The organism is Pseudomonas sp. SWI44, assembly GCF_002947915.1.
Classification (GTDB): domain Bacteria; phylum Pseudomonadota; class Gammaproteobacteria; order Pseudomonadales; family Pseudomonadaceae; genus Aquipseudomonas; species Aquipseudomonas taiwanensis.
The window spans coordinates 4,285,752-4,300,293 of record NZ_CP026674.1; the positions used below are offsets into that span (position 1 = coordinate 4,285,752).

Below are 14,542 nucleotides of genomic sequence, written 5' to 3' on the forward strand. Positions count from 1 at the left end.
GATGCTTGCGTATTGCCTTGAAACCGAGGCCGGGTTCACCGGCCTCTTCGCGGGCGAGCCCGCTCCCCAGGAGGCGTGGGGTGTGCCCGTTGGATCAGTTGACCGGCGCGCCCTTGGCGATCCAGTCACCGACGAGCTTGCGCTCTTCCACGGTCATCTGGGTGATGTTGCCCAGTGGCATGATCTGGCTGGCGACCGCTTGCGCCTGGATGCGCGCGGCTTGGGCCTGGATCTGCTGTGGGGTGTCGAACATCACGCCGGCAGGGGCGGCGCTGAACAGTGGGCTGGTCGGCTTGGACGAGTGGCACACGGTGCAGCGTTCCTGGATGACGGTATGGATCTTTTCGAATCCATCGGTCACGGCCTGGGCGGTGGCCTGGGCCGGGGCTTGCGCAGCCGCCGCAGGCGCTTCGGCGGCCTTGGCGGCCTCCTCGGCACGCTTCTCGGCTGCGGTTTTCCCGCCGACAGCGGTTTCCGGCAGAGGCTGGTACTCGATCTTCGCCGCGGCTTGCTCAGGCGCTACAGCCATCGGCTTGGGACCGGTGACGTAGGCCAGGCAGATCATTGCCAGGGCACCGACAGGCAGGGTCCAGGCGTACTTATTGCTGTCATGGCGGGTGTTGAAATAGTGACGGATCAGTACCGCGGCCACTGCGATCCCAGCCAGGATCAGCCAGTTGTATTGGCTGCCATAGGTGCTCGGGAAGTGGTTGCTGATCATGATGAACAGCACCGGCAGGGTGAAGTAGTTGTTGTGGCGCGAACGCAGCAGGCCCTTGGCCGGCAGAACCGGGTCAGGGGTGGTGTTGTTTTCGATCGCGGCCACCAGCTGACGCTGGGCCGGCATGATGATCCGGAACACGTTGCCGACCATGATGGTGCCGATGATCGCGCCGGTATGCAGGTATGCCCCACGGCCGCTGAATACCTGGCTGAAGCCGAAGCAGGCGGCGATGATCAGCACGAACAGCACGGCACCGAGCAGCGCAGGCTTTTTACCCAGGGGCGAGTCGCACAGGAAGTCGTAGATGAACCAGCTGGCGATCAGCGAACCGATACCGATGGCCACGCCCTCGGCACCGCTCAGGGTGCTGCCAGGGGCCAGCAGGTACAGGGCTGGGTTCCAGTAGAACACCACGCACAGCAAGGCGATACCGGACATCCAGGTGAAGTAGGCTTCCCATTTGAACCAGTGCAGGTTCTCGGGCATTTTCGGCGGTGCCAGCTTGTACTTCTCAAGGTGGTAGATACCACCGCCGTGGATGGCCCATAGGTCACCCGACAGCCCCTCGCGCGGATTGCTCCGGTTCAGGTTGTTTTCAAGCCAGACGAAGTAGAACGATGCACCGATCCAGGCGATACCGGTGATCATGTGAACCCAGCGAATGCTCAGGTTCAGCCATTCGTGAAGGTGTGCTTCCACAGTATGTACCTCTGCCGGTCACCGAACGATGACCGACCTTTTCTTATTGGTGGGGATTGAGGATCAGCATCTGTTCCTCGGTGAAGTAATGCTCGTCGCAGTTGTTGCCGGAACCACTGCGATCAACCACCAGGAAGTCATCCCGCTTTTCGATCGTCAGCACCGGGTGGTGCCAGACGCCGCGATGGTAATTAACGCCCTGCCTGCCATTACTGCGGAAGGCTCGGACCAAGCCTGATACAGGTGCATCGCCAACGGGCGCGACCACGATCAGAAAGGGGTTGCCGAGCAGCGGGATGAAAGCCTGGCTGCCCAGCGGATGGCGTTCCAGCATGCGCACGGTCAGCGGCATGTCCAGCGCGTCGGCGCGGAAGATGCTGATGATCGCTTTGTCTTCAGGCTCTGCGGTCTCGACCGTGGCGAGCTTGTGAAAGCGCATGGTCGAGCCGTTGTTGATCATGAAGTGGTCGCTGCCGTCGGTTTCGATCACGTCACCGAAGGGGGCGAAGGCTTCTTTGGTCAGGGGCTCGATCATCAGGGTGCGCATGCGGTTATCTCTTCTATGTTCGTTGTTCTTGAATAGGTGGACCGGCTTGCAGGCCAGGCCCTGGGTACGGACGCGTCACGCACTCGGGCCACGGCTGCGCTCGGTCCTTAAAGCTGCAGCAGGCGGAACAGGGCAATCAGGTTGATCTGTGCCAGGGCTTCCTTGAACTCTGCTTCGGCATCGTTGTGAATGCGTTTTTCGAACGAGGCCAGGATCTGGTGCCGGTTGCTGCCTTTAACCGCCATGATGAACGGGAACTGGAACTTGGCTTTGTAGGCATCGTTCAGTTCGGTGAACCGGGCGAACTCCTCGGCGGTGCACTGGTGAATGCCGGCACCGGCTTGCTCGTTGGTGCTCGATTCGGTCAGCTCGCCCTGGATGGCGGCCTTGCCGGCCAGGTCCGGGTGAGCGTTGATCAGGGCCAGTTGCTCTGCGTGGCTTGCGCTGAGCAGGATATCGCTCATGCGCTGGTGCAGGGCTTCGATCTCGTCCAGCTCACCCAGCTGGCCGAGGTCGTAGGCCTTTTCGGCAACCCACGGCGAGTGCTCGTAGATGTCGGCGAAGGCCTCGACGAAGGCGTCACGGTCCAGGGTGGAGGGCTTGAGGGTCTTGAAGGCAGTCATCAGGCGTTCTCTTTCTTGTACGGGTGGGTGGCGTGCCAGTGGCGGGCGATATCCACGCGACGGGCGAACCAGACCTGCTCATGGCTCTTGGCGTAGTCGACGAAGCGCTTGAGCGCAGCCAGGCGCGCCGGGCGACCGACCAGGCGGCAGTGCAGGCCGATGGAGAGCATCTTCGGCGCTTCGGCGCCTTCGGCATACAGCACGTCGAAGGCATCCTTGAGGTACTGGAAGAACTGCTCGCCGCAGTTGAAGCCCTGCACCTGGGTGAAGCGCATGTCGTTGGTGTCCAGGGTGTAGGGGATCACCAAGTGCGGTTTGCCGGTGGGGTTGTTTGGCTCCCAGTAGGGCAGGTCGTCGTCATAGGTGTCGCTGTCGTAGAGGAAGCCACCTTCCTCCATCACCAGGCGACGGGTGTTTGGGCCGGTGCGGCCGGTGTACCAGCCCAGCGGGCGCTCGCCGGTCAGCTCGGTGAGGATGCGGATGGCTTCGAGCATGTGCTCGCGCTCCTGGGCCTCGTCCATGTACTGGTAGTCGATCCAGCGGTAACCGTGGCTGCAGATCTCGTGGCCGGCCTCGACCATGGCGCGGATGACGTCCGGGTGGCGCTGGGCGGCCATGGCCACGGCGAAGATGGTCAGGGGTACGCCGCTGTCCTTGAACAGCTTGAGCAGGCGCCAGACACCGGCGCGGCTACCATACTCGTACAGCGACTCCATGCTCATGTTGCGCACACCCTGCAGTGGCTGGGCGGCAACCATTTCGGAGAGGAAGGCTTCGGACTCTTTGTCACCGTGCAGGATGTTGCGCTCGCCGCCTTCTTCGTAGTTGAGCACGAAAGACAGCGCGATACGGGCGTTGCCCGGCCATTGCGGGTGAGGTGGGTTGTTGCCGTAACCGATCAGGTCGCGAGGGTAGTCAGCGCTCACTGCAGTCTTCCTTCTTGTGCGTTTGTGCGGGGGTGGGCGGGCCGCGTCGGGATGTCGCACCACCGGATGGGCTGATTGTATACAACTTCTGAAATCTTTTGTAAGCCTGTTTTTCCGCATTTCTTCCCATTTGTCGCATGAGCCTTGCCGGTTAAGTCTTTGCAAGAAACCTGCCCACTTGGTCAGTTAATGACGTTGACGTCTGCGCTGGGCCTGTATTTGCGACTGGTGGCCGGTTTGTCGGGGCGCAGGGAGGAGGGCGAAGGAAGGGTTTAGAAAATTGTGTACAATCTTTCGTGAAAATGTCTTAATGACTGCATTCCCGCATACGGCGAGGTCCATTTTGGTGCCATGCCGAGTATTTTCTGCCCACGATCTGCACAAGAGGCGACAAGCAATGGGACGTTTGACCACACACGTACTGGATGCCGCGCACGGCTGCCCAGGCAGCTCGATCAAGGTCGAGCTCTATCGCGTAGAAGGCCAGCAGCTGGAGCTGGTGAACACTGCGCTGACCAACAGCGATGGGCGGGTCGACGCACCGTTGCTGCAAGGCGACGATTACCGTACCGGTGTCTATCAGTTGCAGTTCAGTGCGGGCGCTTATTACCGTGCTCGCGGCGTGCAGTTGCCGGAGCCGGCGTTTCTGGATGTTGTTGTGCTGCGCTTTGGCATCGACGAGAAGCAGGAGCATTACCACGTGCCGCTGTTGATCTCGCCGTATAGCTATTCGACCTATCGTGGAAGCTAGTGGGTCGCTAGAAGAATCTTCGTAGGTCCTTGGCCCGCTCTCACACTGGCGGGCTTTTTTTCGTCTGCAGAAAAAGAGGGTGGCGTGTGGTGTCGGGTGCGGATGTGGGTGGGCTTGAAATCGAGCGCCGCCTGCGCGGCGCATCGCGAGCCATGCAGCAAAGCGGGCGTGCGCCTCAAGCAGGAAAACCGACCTGAAACAGGCGTAGGAGCGAGCTTTGCTCGCGATGCGCCGCGCGGGCGGCGCTCGATCTTGCAATTGCTAGAAAGCTCAAGCCAAGCTACCGGAACCTGGGTCATACCCTTCGGCCACGGTGAAAAAAGAGGAGGGTGGCGTGTGGTGTAGGGCGCGGATGTGGGTGGGCTTGAAATCGAGCGCCGCCTGCGCGGCGCATCGCGAGCCATGCAACACAGCGGTCGTGCGCCTCAAACAGGAAGACCGACCTGAAACAGACGTAGGAGCGAGCTTTGCTCGCGATGCGCCGCGCGGGCGGCGCTCGATCTTGCAATCGCTAAAAAGCTAAAGCCAAGCCATTCACGAATTAAAGAAACACGAACTTGGCAATGAAAATCGCGCACAGTACCCAAAGGCTGGCAGAGATTTCCTTGTACTTGCCAGTGCCTGCCTTCAATGCCACATAGCTGATGAAGCCCAGGGCAATACCATCGGCGACCGAGAAGGTCAGCGGCATCATGATCACGGTAACGATCGCTGGAATGCTGTCGGTGGCTTCATCCCAGTGAATGTGCGCCATGCTGCCCATCATCAGCATCGCTACATAGATCAGTGCACCAGCAGTGGCATAGGCAGGGATCATCCCGGCCAGTGGCGCGAAGAACATCGCGGCGATGAACAGGACGCCGACGACCACTGCAGTCAAGCCAGTACGGCCACCCGCCGCGACACCCGCGGCACTCTCCACGTAGCTGGTCACAGGTGGCACGCCGACCACCGCTCCGAACACACTGGAGGCACTGTCGGCCTTCAGGGCCTTCGACAGGTTTTCGATACGCCCATCCGCTGCCACCAGGTTGGCCCGCTGGGCTACGCCCATCAGGGTGCCGGCGGTGTCGAACATGTGCACGAAGGGGAACGCCAGTACCACGCTGATCATGCTGACGTTGAACACGCCCGCCACATCCATGGCCATCCAGGTGGGTGCCAGGCTCGGTGGCATCGACATCACGCCACCGAACTTCACCAGACCCAAGCCCCAGCCAGCGACGGTGACGCCGATGATGCTGATCAGGATGGCGCCGAACACCCGCTTGTAGCTGAGGATGGCGATCATCAGGAAGCACACCGCTGCCAGCAGCGGACCAGGCTCATGCAGCGAGCCGAGCTTGATCAGTGTGGCCGGGCTGTCGACGATGATCCCTGCGGTCTTGAGGCCGATCAGTCCGAGAAACAGTCCGACCCCGGCACCCATGGCATGTCGCAGGCTCACTGGGATGCTGTTGAGCAACCATTCGCGAACCTTCGACAAGGTCAGGAACATGAACAGCACGCCCGAGACGAACACGGCCCCGAGCGCTGTTTCCCAGTTGTAGCCCATGGTCCCGACCACGGTGTAGGTAAAGAAGGCGTTAAGCCCCATGCCCGGTGCCAGGCCCACCGGCCAGTTGGCGTAAAGGCCCATCAGCAGGCAGCCGAGGGCGGCGGCGATGCAGGTGGCGACGAAGGCCGCGCCATGGTCGATACCTGCGTCGGCCATGATGTTGGGGTTGACGAAAATGATGTACGCCATGGTGATGAAGGTGGTCACCCCGGCGATCAGCTCGGTTCGGACAGTGCTGCCGTGTTGCTTGAGTTTGAAAATCCGCTCCAGCCAGCTCGTTTCGAGCGGCGGCGCGAGATCCAGCGTAGGGGCTTCGGATTTGCGGCTTTCCACAGCGAGTACTCCTCAAGTCTTTCTTGTTGTTGTGGAGCCTTCGTCCTGCGCAAAAGCGCTTGGCGGCTCCAAGAGGGAAGGCAGACGTCCGACCGTTTGTTGACTTATGGGTCAAGAAGTTGCTCGCTGGATTATCCTTTTGTGTACAAAGAATGCAAATAATGTTTTATCTTTTGTGTGCACAAACTGTCGCTCGATGGCTATATAGCGAAAAGGCCACCTGCAGAAACGGCTCAGCCTGTGTACAATGGCGCCATACTTTCCTTCGTGCCTCGAGAGCCCATGAACGAACAGCTGCAACCTCTGAAGAAACCTGCACGCGCTGGCAAGGCTGGCCGCAGTGGTACCCAGGACGACATCGTCTATGCGCACATCTTCGAGGCGATCCTCGAGCAGCGTCTGGCACCGGGCACCAAGTTGAGCGAGGAAGCGCTGGGCGAGATCTTCGGTGTCAGCCGTACCATCATTCGCCGCGCGTTGTCGCGCCTGGCCCATGAAAGTGTGGTGCTGCTGCGACCCAATCGCGGCGCGGTGGTGGCCAGTCCGACGGTGGAAGAGGCGCGTCAGGTGTTCTTCTCGCGGCGTATGGTCGAGCGCGCTATCACCGAACTGGCCGTGCAGCACGCTACCGCCGAGCAACTCAATGAGCTGCGCCAGATGGTGCGTGAAGAGCGGGACAGCTTCTCGCGCGGCGACCGGGGTGCGGGTATCCGTCTTTCCGGCGAGTTCCACCTCAAGCTGGCCGAAGCGGCTGGCAATGCCCCGCTGGTGAGCTTCCAGCGCAGCCTGGTGTCCCAGACCTCGCTGATCATCGCCCAGTACGAAAGCGGCAACCGTTCGCATTGCTCGTACGACGAGCACATGCAGTTGATCGACGCCATCGAGGCGCGCGATGCCGAGCAGGCAGTGAGCCTGATGATGCACCACATGGACCACATCGACAGCAAGCTCAACCTGGACGAGGAGAGTGCCTCGGACGACTTGCATGCCGTGTTTTCGCACCTCCTGAAAAAGCCCAAGGCCTCAGTCAAGGGCTGATCCTTCCCGCGCCGGTCTCCTGAGTTTTCTCCAGCGCCGCGCCGTCCGAGAGGGCGCGGCCTCGTGTCGCGCAGCGGTCCCGTGGCCTTGACTGGCCATTAACCCAAGGACTGCTAAATTCTTGTGGGCAAACCTTCATCAAGCAGTTGGGCTTGCGCATTCATTGCGTTCAACTACTTGAGGAAAGGAATCATGAGCATCTCCCTGGGTACACGTATGGGCGCCGAACTGGTCGGCACCTTCTGGTTAGTGCTTGGCGGCTGTGGCAGTGCAGTACTCGCAGCCAGTTCCCCCATCGGCATTGGCGTGCTTGGTGTCGCTTTCGCCTTCGGCCTCACCGTGCTCACCATGGCGTTCGCCATCGGCCATATCTCCGGCTGCCACCTCAACCCTGCCGTGTCGTTCGGGCTTGTGGTGGGGGGGCGCTTTCCGGCCAAGGAACTGCTGCCTTATGTGATCGCCCAGGTGATCGGCGCGATCCTGGCGGCGGCGGTGATTTACTTCATCGCCAGCGGCAAGGCCGGTTTCGAACTGGCATCTGGTCTGGCTTCGAACGGTTATGCCGATCACTCGCCCGGCGGCTATTCGCTGGCGGCCGGCTTTGTCAGCGAAGTGGTGATGACGGCGATGTTCCTGGTGGTCATCATGGGCGCCACCGACGCACGCGCACCGGCAGGCTTCGCCCCTATCGCCATCGGCCTGGCCCTGACCCTCATTCACCTGATCTCGATCCCGGTGACCAACACCTCGGTCAATCCCGCACGCAGTACCGGCCCGGCATTGTTCGTCGGCGGCTGGGCCTTGCAGCAGTTGTGGCTATTCTGGCTGGCACCGTTGATTGGCGCTGCGATCGGTGGTGCGCTGTACCGTGGCTTGGCCCGCGAGCCATAAAGCCGGTTTGCAGGCTGGGGGCGCAGGGGCGCCGATGGGCTGTGAATATGAATGTACCGCTTTTCGACGGTCCCCCTGCGCAGACTGGTGGCTCTTCATAAGGAGCTACCTACATGACTTTACCGGCCGAATTGTTCGATGCCGTACCCCTCGACAGCGTTGAATCGACAAGCGCCCCCGACCCGGTCCTGGAGCAGGCCAGGGTGCAACTGCATGCACTGCTTGCCGATGCGCCCGATCCCGTGGACTGGCTCAACCAGGCATCGGTTGCACGGCGGGCCAGGTCGGCTGGCGATACGCAATGGCGGCAACGTTTGCCCGCTGGGCTCGATTTGCAGGCAGGGCACATCGAGTCCGCCGAACCGCAGTGGTTCAGCGTGCTGGAGGAAGCCCTGGAGGCCCAAGCGCAGGTTTATGCCGACCTGTTGCCATTAGGCAGTTTGCCGGACAGCTACCCCGAGCGTCTGCGTGACCGTTACCGGGCACAGCACCTTCAGCGGCTGTTGGACTGTTTCGGCGCGACGGCGCCAGCGCGACAGGCACTGGCGCCTTGGATAAGCCTGCAAAGCACCCGGCATAAAGCGACCGAGCAGGCGCGTCAGGCGCTGACGGGGGAAGGGCCGTGGCGCGAGTCGGGGCCATTGCAAGCAGCAATCCTCGCGGCCATGGATGCCGAGGCAAGCCTGCAGGTGCTTGAGGGGCAAATCACACATCAGGCTCGCGACCAATTGTTCTCGCCCGATGATCAGCACCCCGTGCAGTGGCTTTCGGTGCAGGTGGGTGAACAGCCACTGCCTGGGGTGTGGGCGATGGTCCAAGCCAGTGCATGGGCCTCTGGCTTGCTCGATGCCCCCCTGCTGGTCTGGGTTCATGGCGAAGGCGGAGGGCTGATTTGCCTGGAGGCCCAGGTACAACTGCGCGAGCGCCTGGCCTTCACCCTGGCCAACGCACGCCTGCCAGTATCCTCGCTGGTTCCCGAGGATGAGGCTCAATTGCAGTTCGTGCCCGCTCCGCAAGGCCTCACCGGTCTTGTACAGGACCTGCTGGATCACTGGTCGGGGCAGTTGGGGGACGCTCCGCCAGCCAATGGCCCGCTGGCACAACTGACGCCCGATCAGGAGGCCGAGCGGCGTCGGGAGCTTGCCCGCACGGCGCTGTCGATGCCGGTCGACAGTTGTCGGCAGGCGGCGGTGGCGGTGCTCGAGCAACTGTGGGCAGCCGATACGTTGGCCCAACACCTGCCACAGTGGCTGCTGGCGCGAAGCGAAGATGAGCGCGAGCTCTTTGCCGCCTGGCTGAGGGAGTACCAACAGGCAGCCTGGGCGCTGGAAGATTGGCTTGAAGAACAATTACCGCCATTTGTCACATTCGCCGGTCAGTTGCTCTGCGATCGAATCCAGCAGGACCTGGGCATCACGCTGACCCCTGACACCGTGCTGCTGCATCGGCCGGTGTCGGTCGGCTTTCACTGGTTGGGCGAAGGTACAGTCATCGAGCCCTTCCCTGGCGGCGAGTTCGGCTTTTCCGGCGCTCCATTACACGCGGCGCAGGCGTCGATGACATGGGTGGCAAGCGACGAATGGGAGGATGTGACGGTCGCGCAACTGGCTTGCGAAGGCTTCGATGGCCAGGACGACGCCGAGACTAGACGCCTGCAGATGGCCCAGTGGCGGGTAGCGGGCATCTCGGCGAAGTATCTGTCCGACACCTTGGTCTCGCTCGACCCGCTGAGGCAATTCGAGACTACTCTGGCTGTGACATTCGACCCGTCGCAGGAGGCGGATATCCAGCGCTTGCGTCGACCTTACAGACTCGAACTGCAACTGTTGGCCCGCGTACAACACTGGCGTCAGGCGCTCAGCCAACCTGCCGTGGACATGCTGGACACCGCGGCGCAGGTGACTTCAACTGCGGCACTGGCGCAAGCAAGGATGCGAGTTCACTGGTTGACCATCAACAGCAACCAGGCCCTGGGTAGCGAAATCCGCGGCGCCGGTGCGCTGGTCAGGACCGATTCAGGCCTAACCGTGCTGGTTTTGCCCGGTGCGCCAGAAGACATCAATTTGATCGAGCGCGATAGCCTTGAACAGGCGTTGGCTCATCTGCGGCTGGCCATCCGCACCCGCACGGATGTAGCCGACTATGTTGCGCAGCGCTGCACCGACGACCCCGACCGGCTCCTGAGCTATTTCCGCCAGGCGGCCAGCAAGGGCTATGAAGGCTTCTTGAATGCCCCAGCGGCAATCGACCAGACGCTGATCGGCCTGCAGCTGACGGACCGGCGTAACCGCCTGATGAGTCTGGCGCGCCAGCAAGGGCGCAATCAGCTGGGTATCAGGATCAGCCGTGACCAGCAGGCGCATGAGCGCCACATCGGTTATCTCAGGGCTGGCCTGGCGATAGTGCCGGGTGTGAACGTGGTCGTCGCATTGCAGGATATCCAGCACAGTGTCCAGGCCATCGGTAGCGCCTGGCGGGCACGGGATGCCGACTCATTGGGTTGGGCTGCGCTGAGCGTGGCGGGTGCCGTGGCCGACATCCTGCTAACCGCCGTTCCTGTCGCCGGTGGGCTGTGGAGCCTGCGCCGGGCCGTGCGCCTGCGCCTGCGGCAACTCAGCGCCAGCCGCCCGCTGGCCGGCTATGAGGTACAACCACGGCTGCGCGGCGCGACTCGCTTGCAGGGGGGCGACGAGGGGCTTTGGCTGCATGCCGGCCAGCAGTACATCCAGCAGGACGGTCGCCTCTATGCCGTCTACCGGCGAGCCGGGGAGCACACGCTACGCTTGCGTGCCACCACCATGCGGCGCTACGAGGCGCCAGTGCGCAGGGAGGGTGGGCGTTGGGTCGTGCATGCCGAGGTCGGCCTGCGCGGTGGCGGCGGCAAACTGACCGAATCGGAAGGGCTGCTGAAATATGCGGGGCCGCGCAGCCGGCACCAGCCGTTCGCCGGGGCAAGCCCGCAGACCGCCTTGGTGCGGGGACGGCGCATCCTCGCCAACTACGCCTTTCGAAGTGAAGAGCAGCGGGTGGAGTTCGTATTGTCCTACCTGGCCGATGGTGTAGCGCCAGCCTGGTCGCGTACCCACCTCATTGGCCCAGGCAGCTCGGCGGGTGTGCCGGTCACCAGGCCTTCCCAGCCCTGGCAGCAGTGGCGTTGGGCGCTTCATGGCGAAGACCGTGTGATCGCAAGGTCCGGGGGCGAAGTCAGTGTACATTTCGGGGGGCAGTCGGATACCTCGGCGCTCGGTGTGCGTGTCGAGGGTAACTATTACCCAATACTTGAAGGGTCGGCCTCCAGTCGGGTGCGTTTCATCGTCCAGCCGGGCTGGCAGCCTGAACGGCTGGTCGATCTCGATGACGGGATCGCACAAGGGTTCGGACCGGTGCGGGTCCGACTGGGGCAGCACGCCGCCGAGGCGCCTGAAGTGTTGGGTGGTTTTGCCGAAACCTTCGGTGCACGGCTTGCCCGGCGTTATCCCTTGATGAATGCCAACGCCCGGCAGGTAATGGGCGAGACGCTGTTCAGGAATGCCCGGCGCCGCCATGGATGGAGTTCGATCACGCTGGAGGATCTGGATCACTGGCTGGATGATGCGACCTCCGAGCCGCTGCGGATAATCGACGAGCGCATCGTCGACAATCTGCAAGTGGCGGTCAACCGAGACGTCCTCGGCACCCAGACGTACGAGTGGCGCTGGATGCTCGCGCGTCCCGAAGCCGATGCGCTGCGCAGCGCTGTGGGGCAGCCGACCTTGCAGCCATTCCAGGCAGGCATCAGGCGGGCCATCGTCGACCGAGGTTACCGGATTCTCCAGGAGGGTGGCCACCAAGGGCGTTGCCTGTTCATCTTCGTGAGGCCCGGGCATCGGGAGGTGTATGTGCTGCTGCAGCATCTGGCGCTGGGGCGGGTATCGCTGATGGGGCGCAATGGCATGGTGCTGTTCGGTGAAGTCTGGCTGGACGAACTGATCTCCCGCTTGACACTGCCGGTCGCTGCCGCGCTGCGCACGGCCCGCCAGCAACGATTGCTGCGGCCAGTGCTGGGCGGCGTGCACTTCGAGGGGCCGCACACCACCGAATTGGTCTGGCAGCGTATCCATTTCCAGCTGCGCGAGAATCCCACGGTCCCGCAAGGACGGAGCTGGCGACACAGCTCGCGTGAGCTCACGATGGCGGACATCGAGCGAGTACCAGGCTCAGGGCTTTATGGAGCCGAAGGCGAAGCGTTGGTCCAAGGGGTCGCTATCGAAGGGCGCTGGGTGCCGATCTTTCCGGTGGAAAGCAACAGCGCCATTGTGCTTACCCGGACGCAGCAGCTACCTGCACCGTTGCGTTTCGATGACCTGCAACGCTGTGTGCGTCAGCGCTACGGCGAACAGCCCTGGTTGGTGGTGCGTAACCAGCAGGGGTGGTCGGTGCGGCGGGCGCTGTTCACCCTGCCGTTGGATTACCAGGTTAGCCGTGCGCGTCCAGGTTTGGCCCAACAGAGTGCGCAGAACGTCGCCCGTACGGTATTCGAAGGGTTCCAGGGCAGCGAGCATGCGCGGTTGTTGCACCTTGAGCAGGTGCTCAATGGCTGGTTGGGAGATACCCGCGCCCTGGGTGATCTCGCCGACCCGCTGTTGTTGCTCGCGCCGCAGCGGCCCTTGCAGCTGGAGGGGCAGAGGGGGTGGCGGTTGACGCTGGCGCTGGATGCTCCGGCAGCCAGGCCTCCGGTGTACTACCTGCGAGCCGTGGATGCCCACAGCCAGCAATTGCTCGGCACTGTCAGTGGCAGACGCATGCGCCAGCACGCCATCAACGTGGTCGACGATATGCTCAGGCGTTATGGATTGAGCCACCAGCAGCGTATCGGCAATGTCGTCCAGTATGGGCAGTCGTCGACAGGCAGGGTCTACCTCGTGCTGGTGGCCGTCAGCGAAGAGGCGGTTATCGATGTGGCCCCGGACCTGGGAGGATCAGTGCTGTCCCAGGCTTGGCTGGCGCAGTGGCACACGCAGATCGGCGCGCAAGCGCGCCAGGCTCTGCAGCAGGCGGTCGAGCAAGGACGTCTGGTTCGCTTGCTGGTGACCTTGCGCGTAGGGGCAGGGCCGTACAGTGGCCAGGTCGCGGTGACGCGCCTGGCCGATTTCTGATCGCGCCTCAGCGCTGGTGCACGCAACGACCGGCCGCGTAGGTTTCCCGCACGGTGCGGTCGTCGCCCAGGGTGGTGAGGACGAACAGGGTCTCTTCGATGCTGTTGGACTGTTGGATACGGTAGTCCAGCAGCGGCGTGGCCTTGTAGTCGAGCACCACGAAGTCGGCATCGTTGCCTGGGCGCAGGCTGCCGATGCGGTCGTCCAGGCGCAAGGCACGGGCACCGCCGAGGGTCGCCAGGTACAGCGACTTGTAGGGGTGCAAGCGAGCGCCCTGCAGTTGCATCACCTTGTAGGCCTCGTTCAGGGTAGTGAGCAGCGAGAAGCTGGTGCCGGCGCCGACATCGGTGCCCAGGCCAACGTTGACCTTGAAACGCTCGGCCTGGGGCAGGTTGAACAGGCCGCTGCCCAGGAACAGGTTGGAGGTTGGGCAGAAGGCGATCGCCGAGCCGGTTTCTGCCAGACGCTGGCACTCGTCGTCACACAGGTGCACGCCGTGGGCGAACACCGAGCGCTCGCCCAGCAGTTCGAAGTGGTCGTAGACGTCCAGGTAACCCTTCTGCTCAGGGAACAGCGACTTGACCCAGTCGATTTCCTTGAGGTTCTCCGACAGGTGCGTGTGCATGTACACGCCGGGGTGTTCCTTGAGCAGTTGCCCCGCCATGGTCAGTTGTTCCGGGGTGCTGGTAGGGGCGAAACGCGGGGTGACCGCGTAGTGCAGGCGGCCCTTGCCATGCCAGCGTTCGATCAATGCCTTGCTTTCGCTGTAGCTCGACTCGGCGGTGTCGGTCAGGTAGTCAGGCGCATTGCGGTCCATCATCACCTTGCCGGCGATCAGGCGCAGGTCCAGACGCTCAGCTTCTTCGAACAGCGCGTTGACCGATTCCGGGTGCACGCTGCCGAACACCAGGGCGGTGGTGGTGCCATTGCGCAGCAGCTCCTTGAGGAAAATCTTCGCCACCTGGTCGGCATGGGCCTTGTCGGCAAACTGCTTCTCGCAGGGGAAGGTGTAGGTATTTAGCCAGTCCAGCAGCTGTTCGCCGTAGGAACCGATCATGCCAGTCTGCGGGAAGTGGATATGGGTGTCGATGAAGCCTGGGGTAATCAGGGCATCCTGGTAGTGCACCACCTCGATGTCGGCGTCCAGGGTCGGCAGCAGCTCGCTGGCATGGCCAACGGCGCTGATGCGGCCATCATCGATTACCAGCAGGCCATCCTCGTAGTATTCGTGGGAGGCGTCCAGGCCAACTTCGGCCGGGTCGGCGATGCTGTGCAGGATGGCGGCGCGGTAGGCTTTACGGGTAGCAGTCATAAAAC

10 protein-coding genes are annotated in these 14,542 nt (G+C 62.6%); 4 read left to right on the forward strand and 6 right to left on the reverse strand.

The annotated features are described in order from the left end of the window. Positions 1-94 precede the first annotated feature (94 nt). From C4Q26_RS20225 to puuE, 4 genes are all read right to left on the reverse strand, one after another. Positions 95-1,423: a urate hydroxylase PuuD gene (locus C4Q26_RS20225; RefSeq protein ID WP_027907559.1), complete on the reverse strand. Its 1,329-nt coding sequence runs from the start codon at positions 1,421-1,423 to the stop codon at positions 95-97. Between the two features lie 43 nt (positions 1,424-1,466). Further along, complete coding sequence (locus C4Q26_RS20230; protein WP_012315446.1) at positions 1,467-1,970, reverse strand: ureidoglycolate lyase; 504 nt, start codon at positions 1,968-1,970, stop codon at positions 1,467-1,469. A 107-nt stretch (positions 1,971-2,077) separates the two neighbouring features. Then, complete coding sequence (gene uraD / locus C4Q26_RS20235; protein WP_023381448.1) at positions 2,078-2,593, reverse strand: 2-oxo-4-hydroxy-4-carboxy-5-ureidoimidazoline decarboxylase; 516 nt, start codon at positions 2,591-2,593, stop codon at positions 2,078-2,080. After that, the gene (gene puuE / locus C4Q26_RS20240) at positions 2,593-3,519 is read right to left on the reverse strand and encodes an allantoinase PuuE (protein WP_023381447.1); all 927 of its coding nucleotides are present in this window, start codon (positions 3,517-3,519) and stop codon (positions 2,593-2,595) included. Before puuE ends, uraD begins: the two co-directional genes overlap by 1 nt. 397 nt (positions 3,520-3,916) lie before the next feature. Here puuE and uraH point away from each other — a divergent pair, with 397 nt between their 5' ends. Continuing rightward, entirely contained in the window at positions 3,917-4,270 is a 354-nt protein-coding gene (gene uraH, locus C4Q26_RS20245; RefSeq protein ID WP_023381446.1) for a hydroxyisourate hydrolase, read from the forward strand. Positions 4,271-4,811: 541 nt separating this feature from the next. Here uraH and C4Q26_RS20250 read toward each other — a convergent pair. Next, positions 4,812-6,161, reverse strand: coding sequence for an NCS2 family permease (locus C4Q26_RS20250; RefSeq protein ID WP_104883433.1), 1,350 nt, complete (start codon positions 6,159-6,161; stop codon positions 4,812-4,814). Positions 6,162-6,443: 282 nt separating this feature from the next. Here C4Q26_RS20250 and C4Q26_RS20255 point away from each other — a divergent pair, with 282 nt between their 5' ends. The 3 genes from C4Q26_RS20255 (at position 6,444) to C4Q26_RS20265 (ending at position 13,225) form a co-directional block, all read left to right on the forward strand. Next, positions 6,444-7,199 carry a GntR family transcriptional regulator gene (locus C4Q26_RS20255; protein ID WP_023381444.1) on the forward strand — a complete coding sequence of 252 codons (756 nt, stop codon included), beginning with the start codon at positions 6,444-6,446 and terminating at the stop codon, positions 7,197-7,199. 192 nt (positions 7,200-7,391) lie between these two features. Next, the gene (gene aqpZ, locus C4Q26_RS20260) at positions 7,392-8,090 is read left to right on the forward strand and encodes an aquaporin Z (protein WP_023381443.1); all 699 of its coding nucleotides are present in this window, start codon (positions 7,392-7,394) and stop codon (positions 8,088-8,090) included. Between the two features lie 113 nt (positions 8,091-8,203). Then, positions 8,204-13,225, forward strand: coding sequence for a dermonecrotic toxin domain-containing protein (locus C4Q26_RS20265; protein ID WP_104883434.1), 5,022 nt, complete (start codon positions 8,204-8,206; stop codon positions 13,223-13,225). 7 nt (positions 13,226-13,232) lie between these two features. Here C4Q26_RS20265 and guaD read toward each other — a convergent pair whose 3' ends face one another. Continuing rightward, positions 13,233-14,537, reverse strand: coding sequence for a guanine deaminase (gene guaD, locus C4Q26_RS20270; protein ID WP_023381441.1), 1,305 nt, complete (start codon positions 14,535-14,537; stop codon positions 13,233-13,235). Positions 14,538-14,542 lie beyond the last annotated feature (5 nt).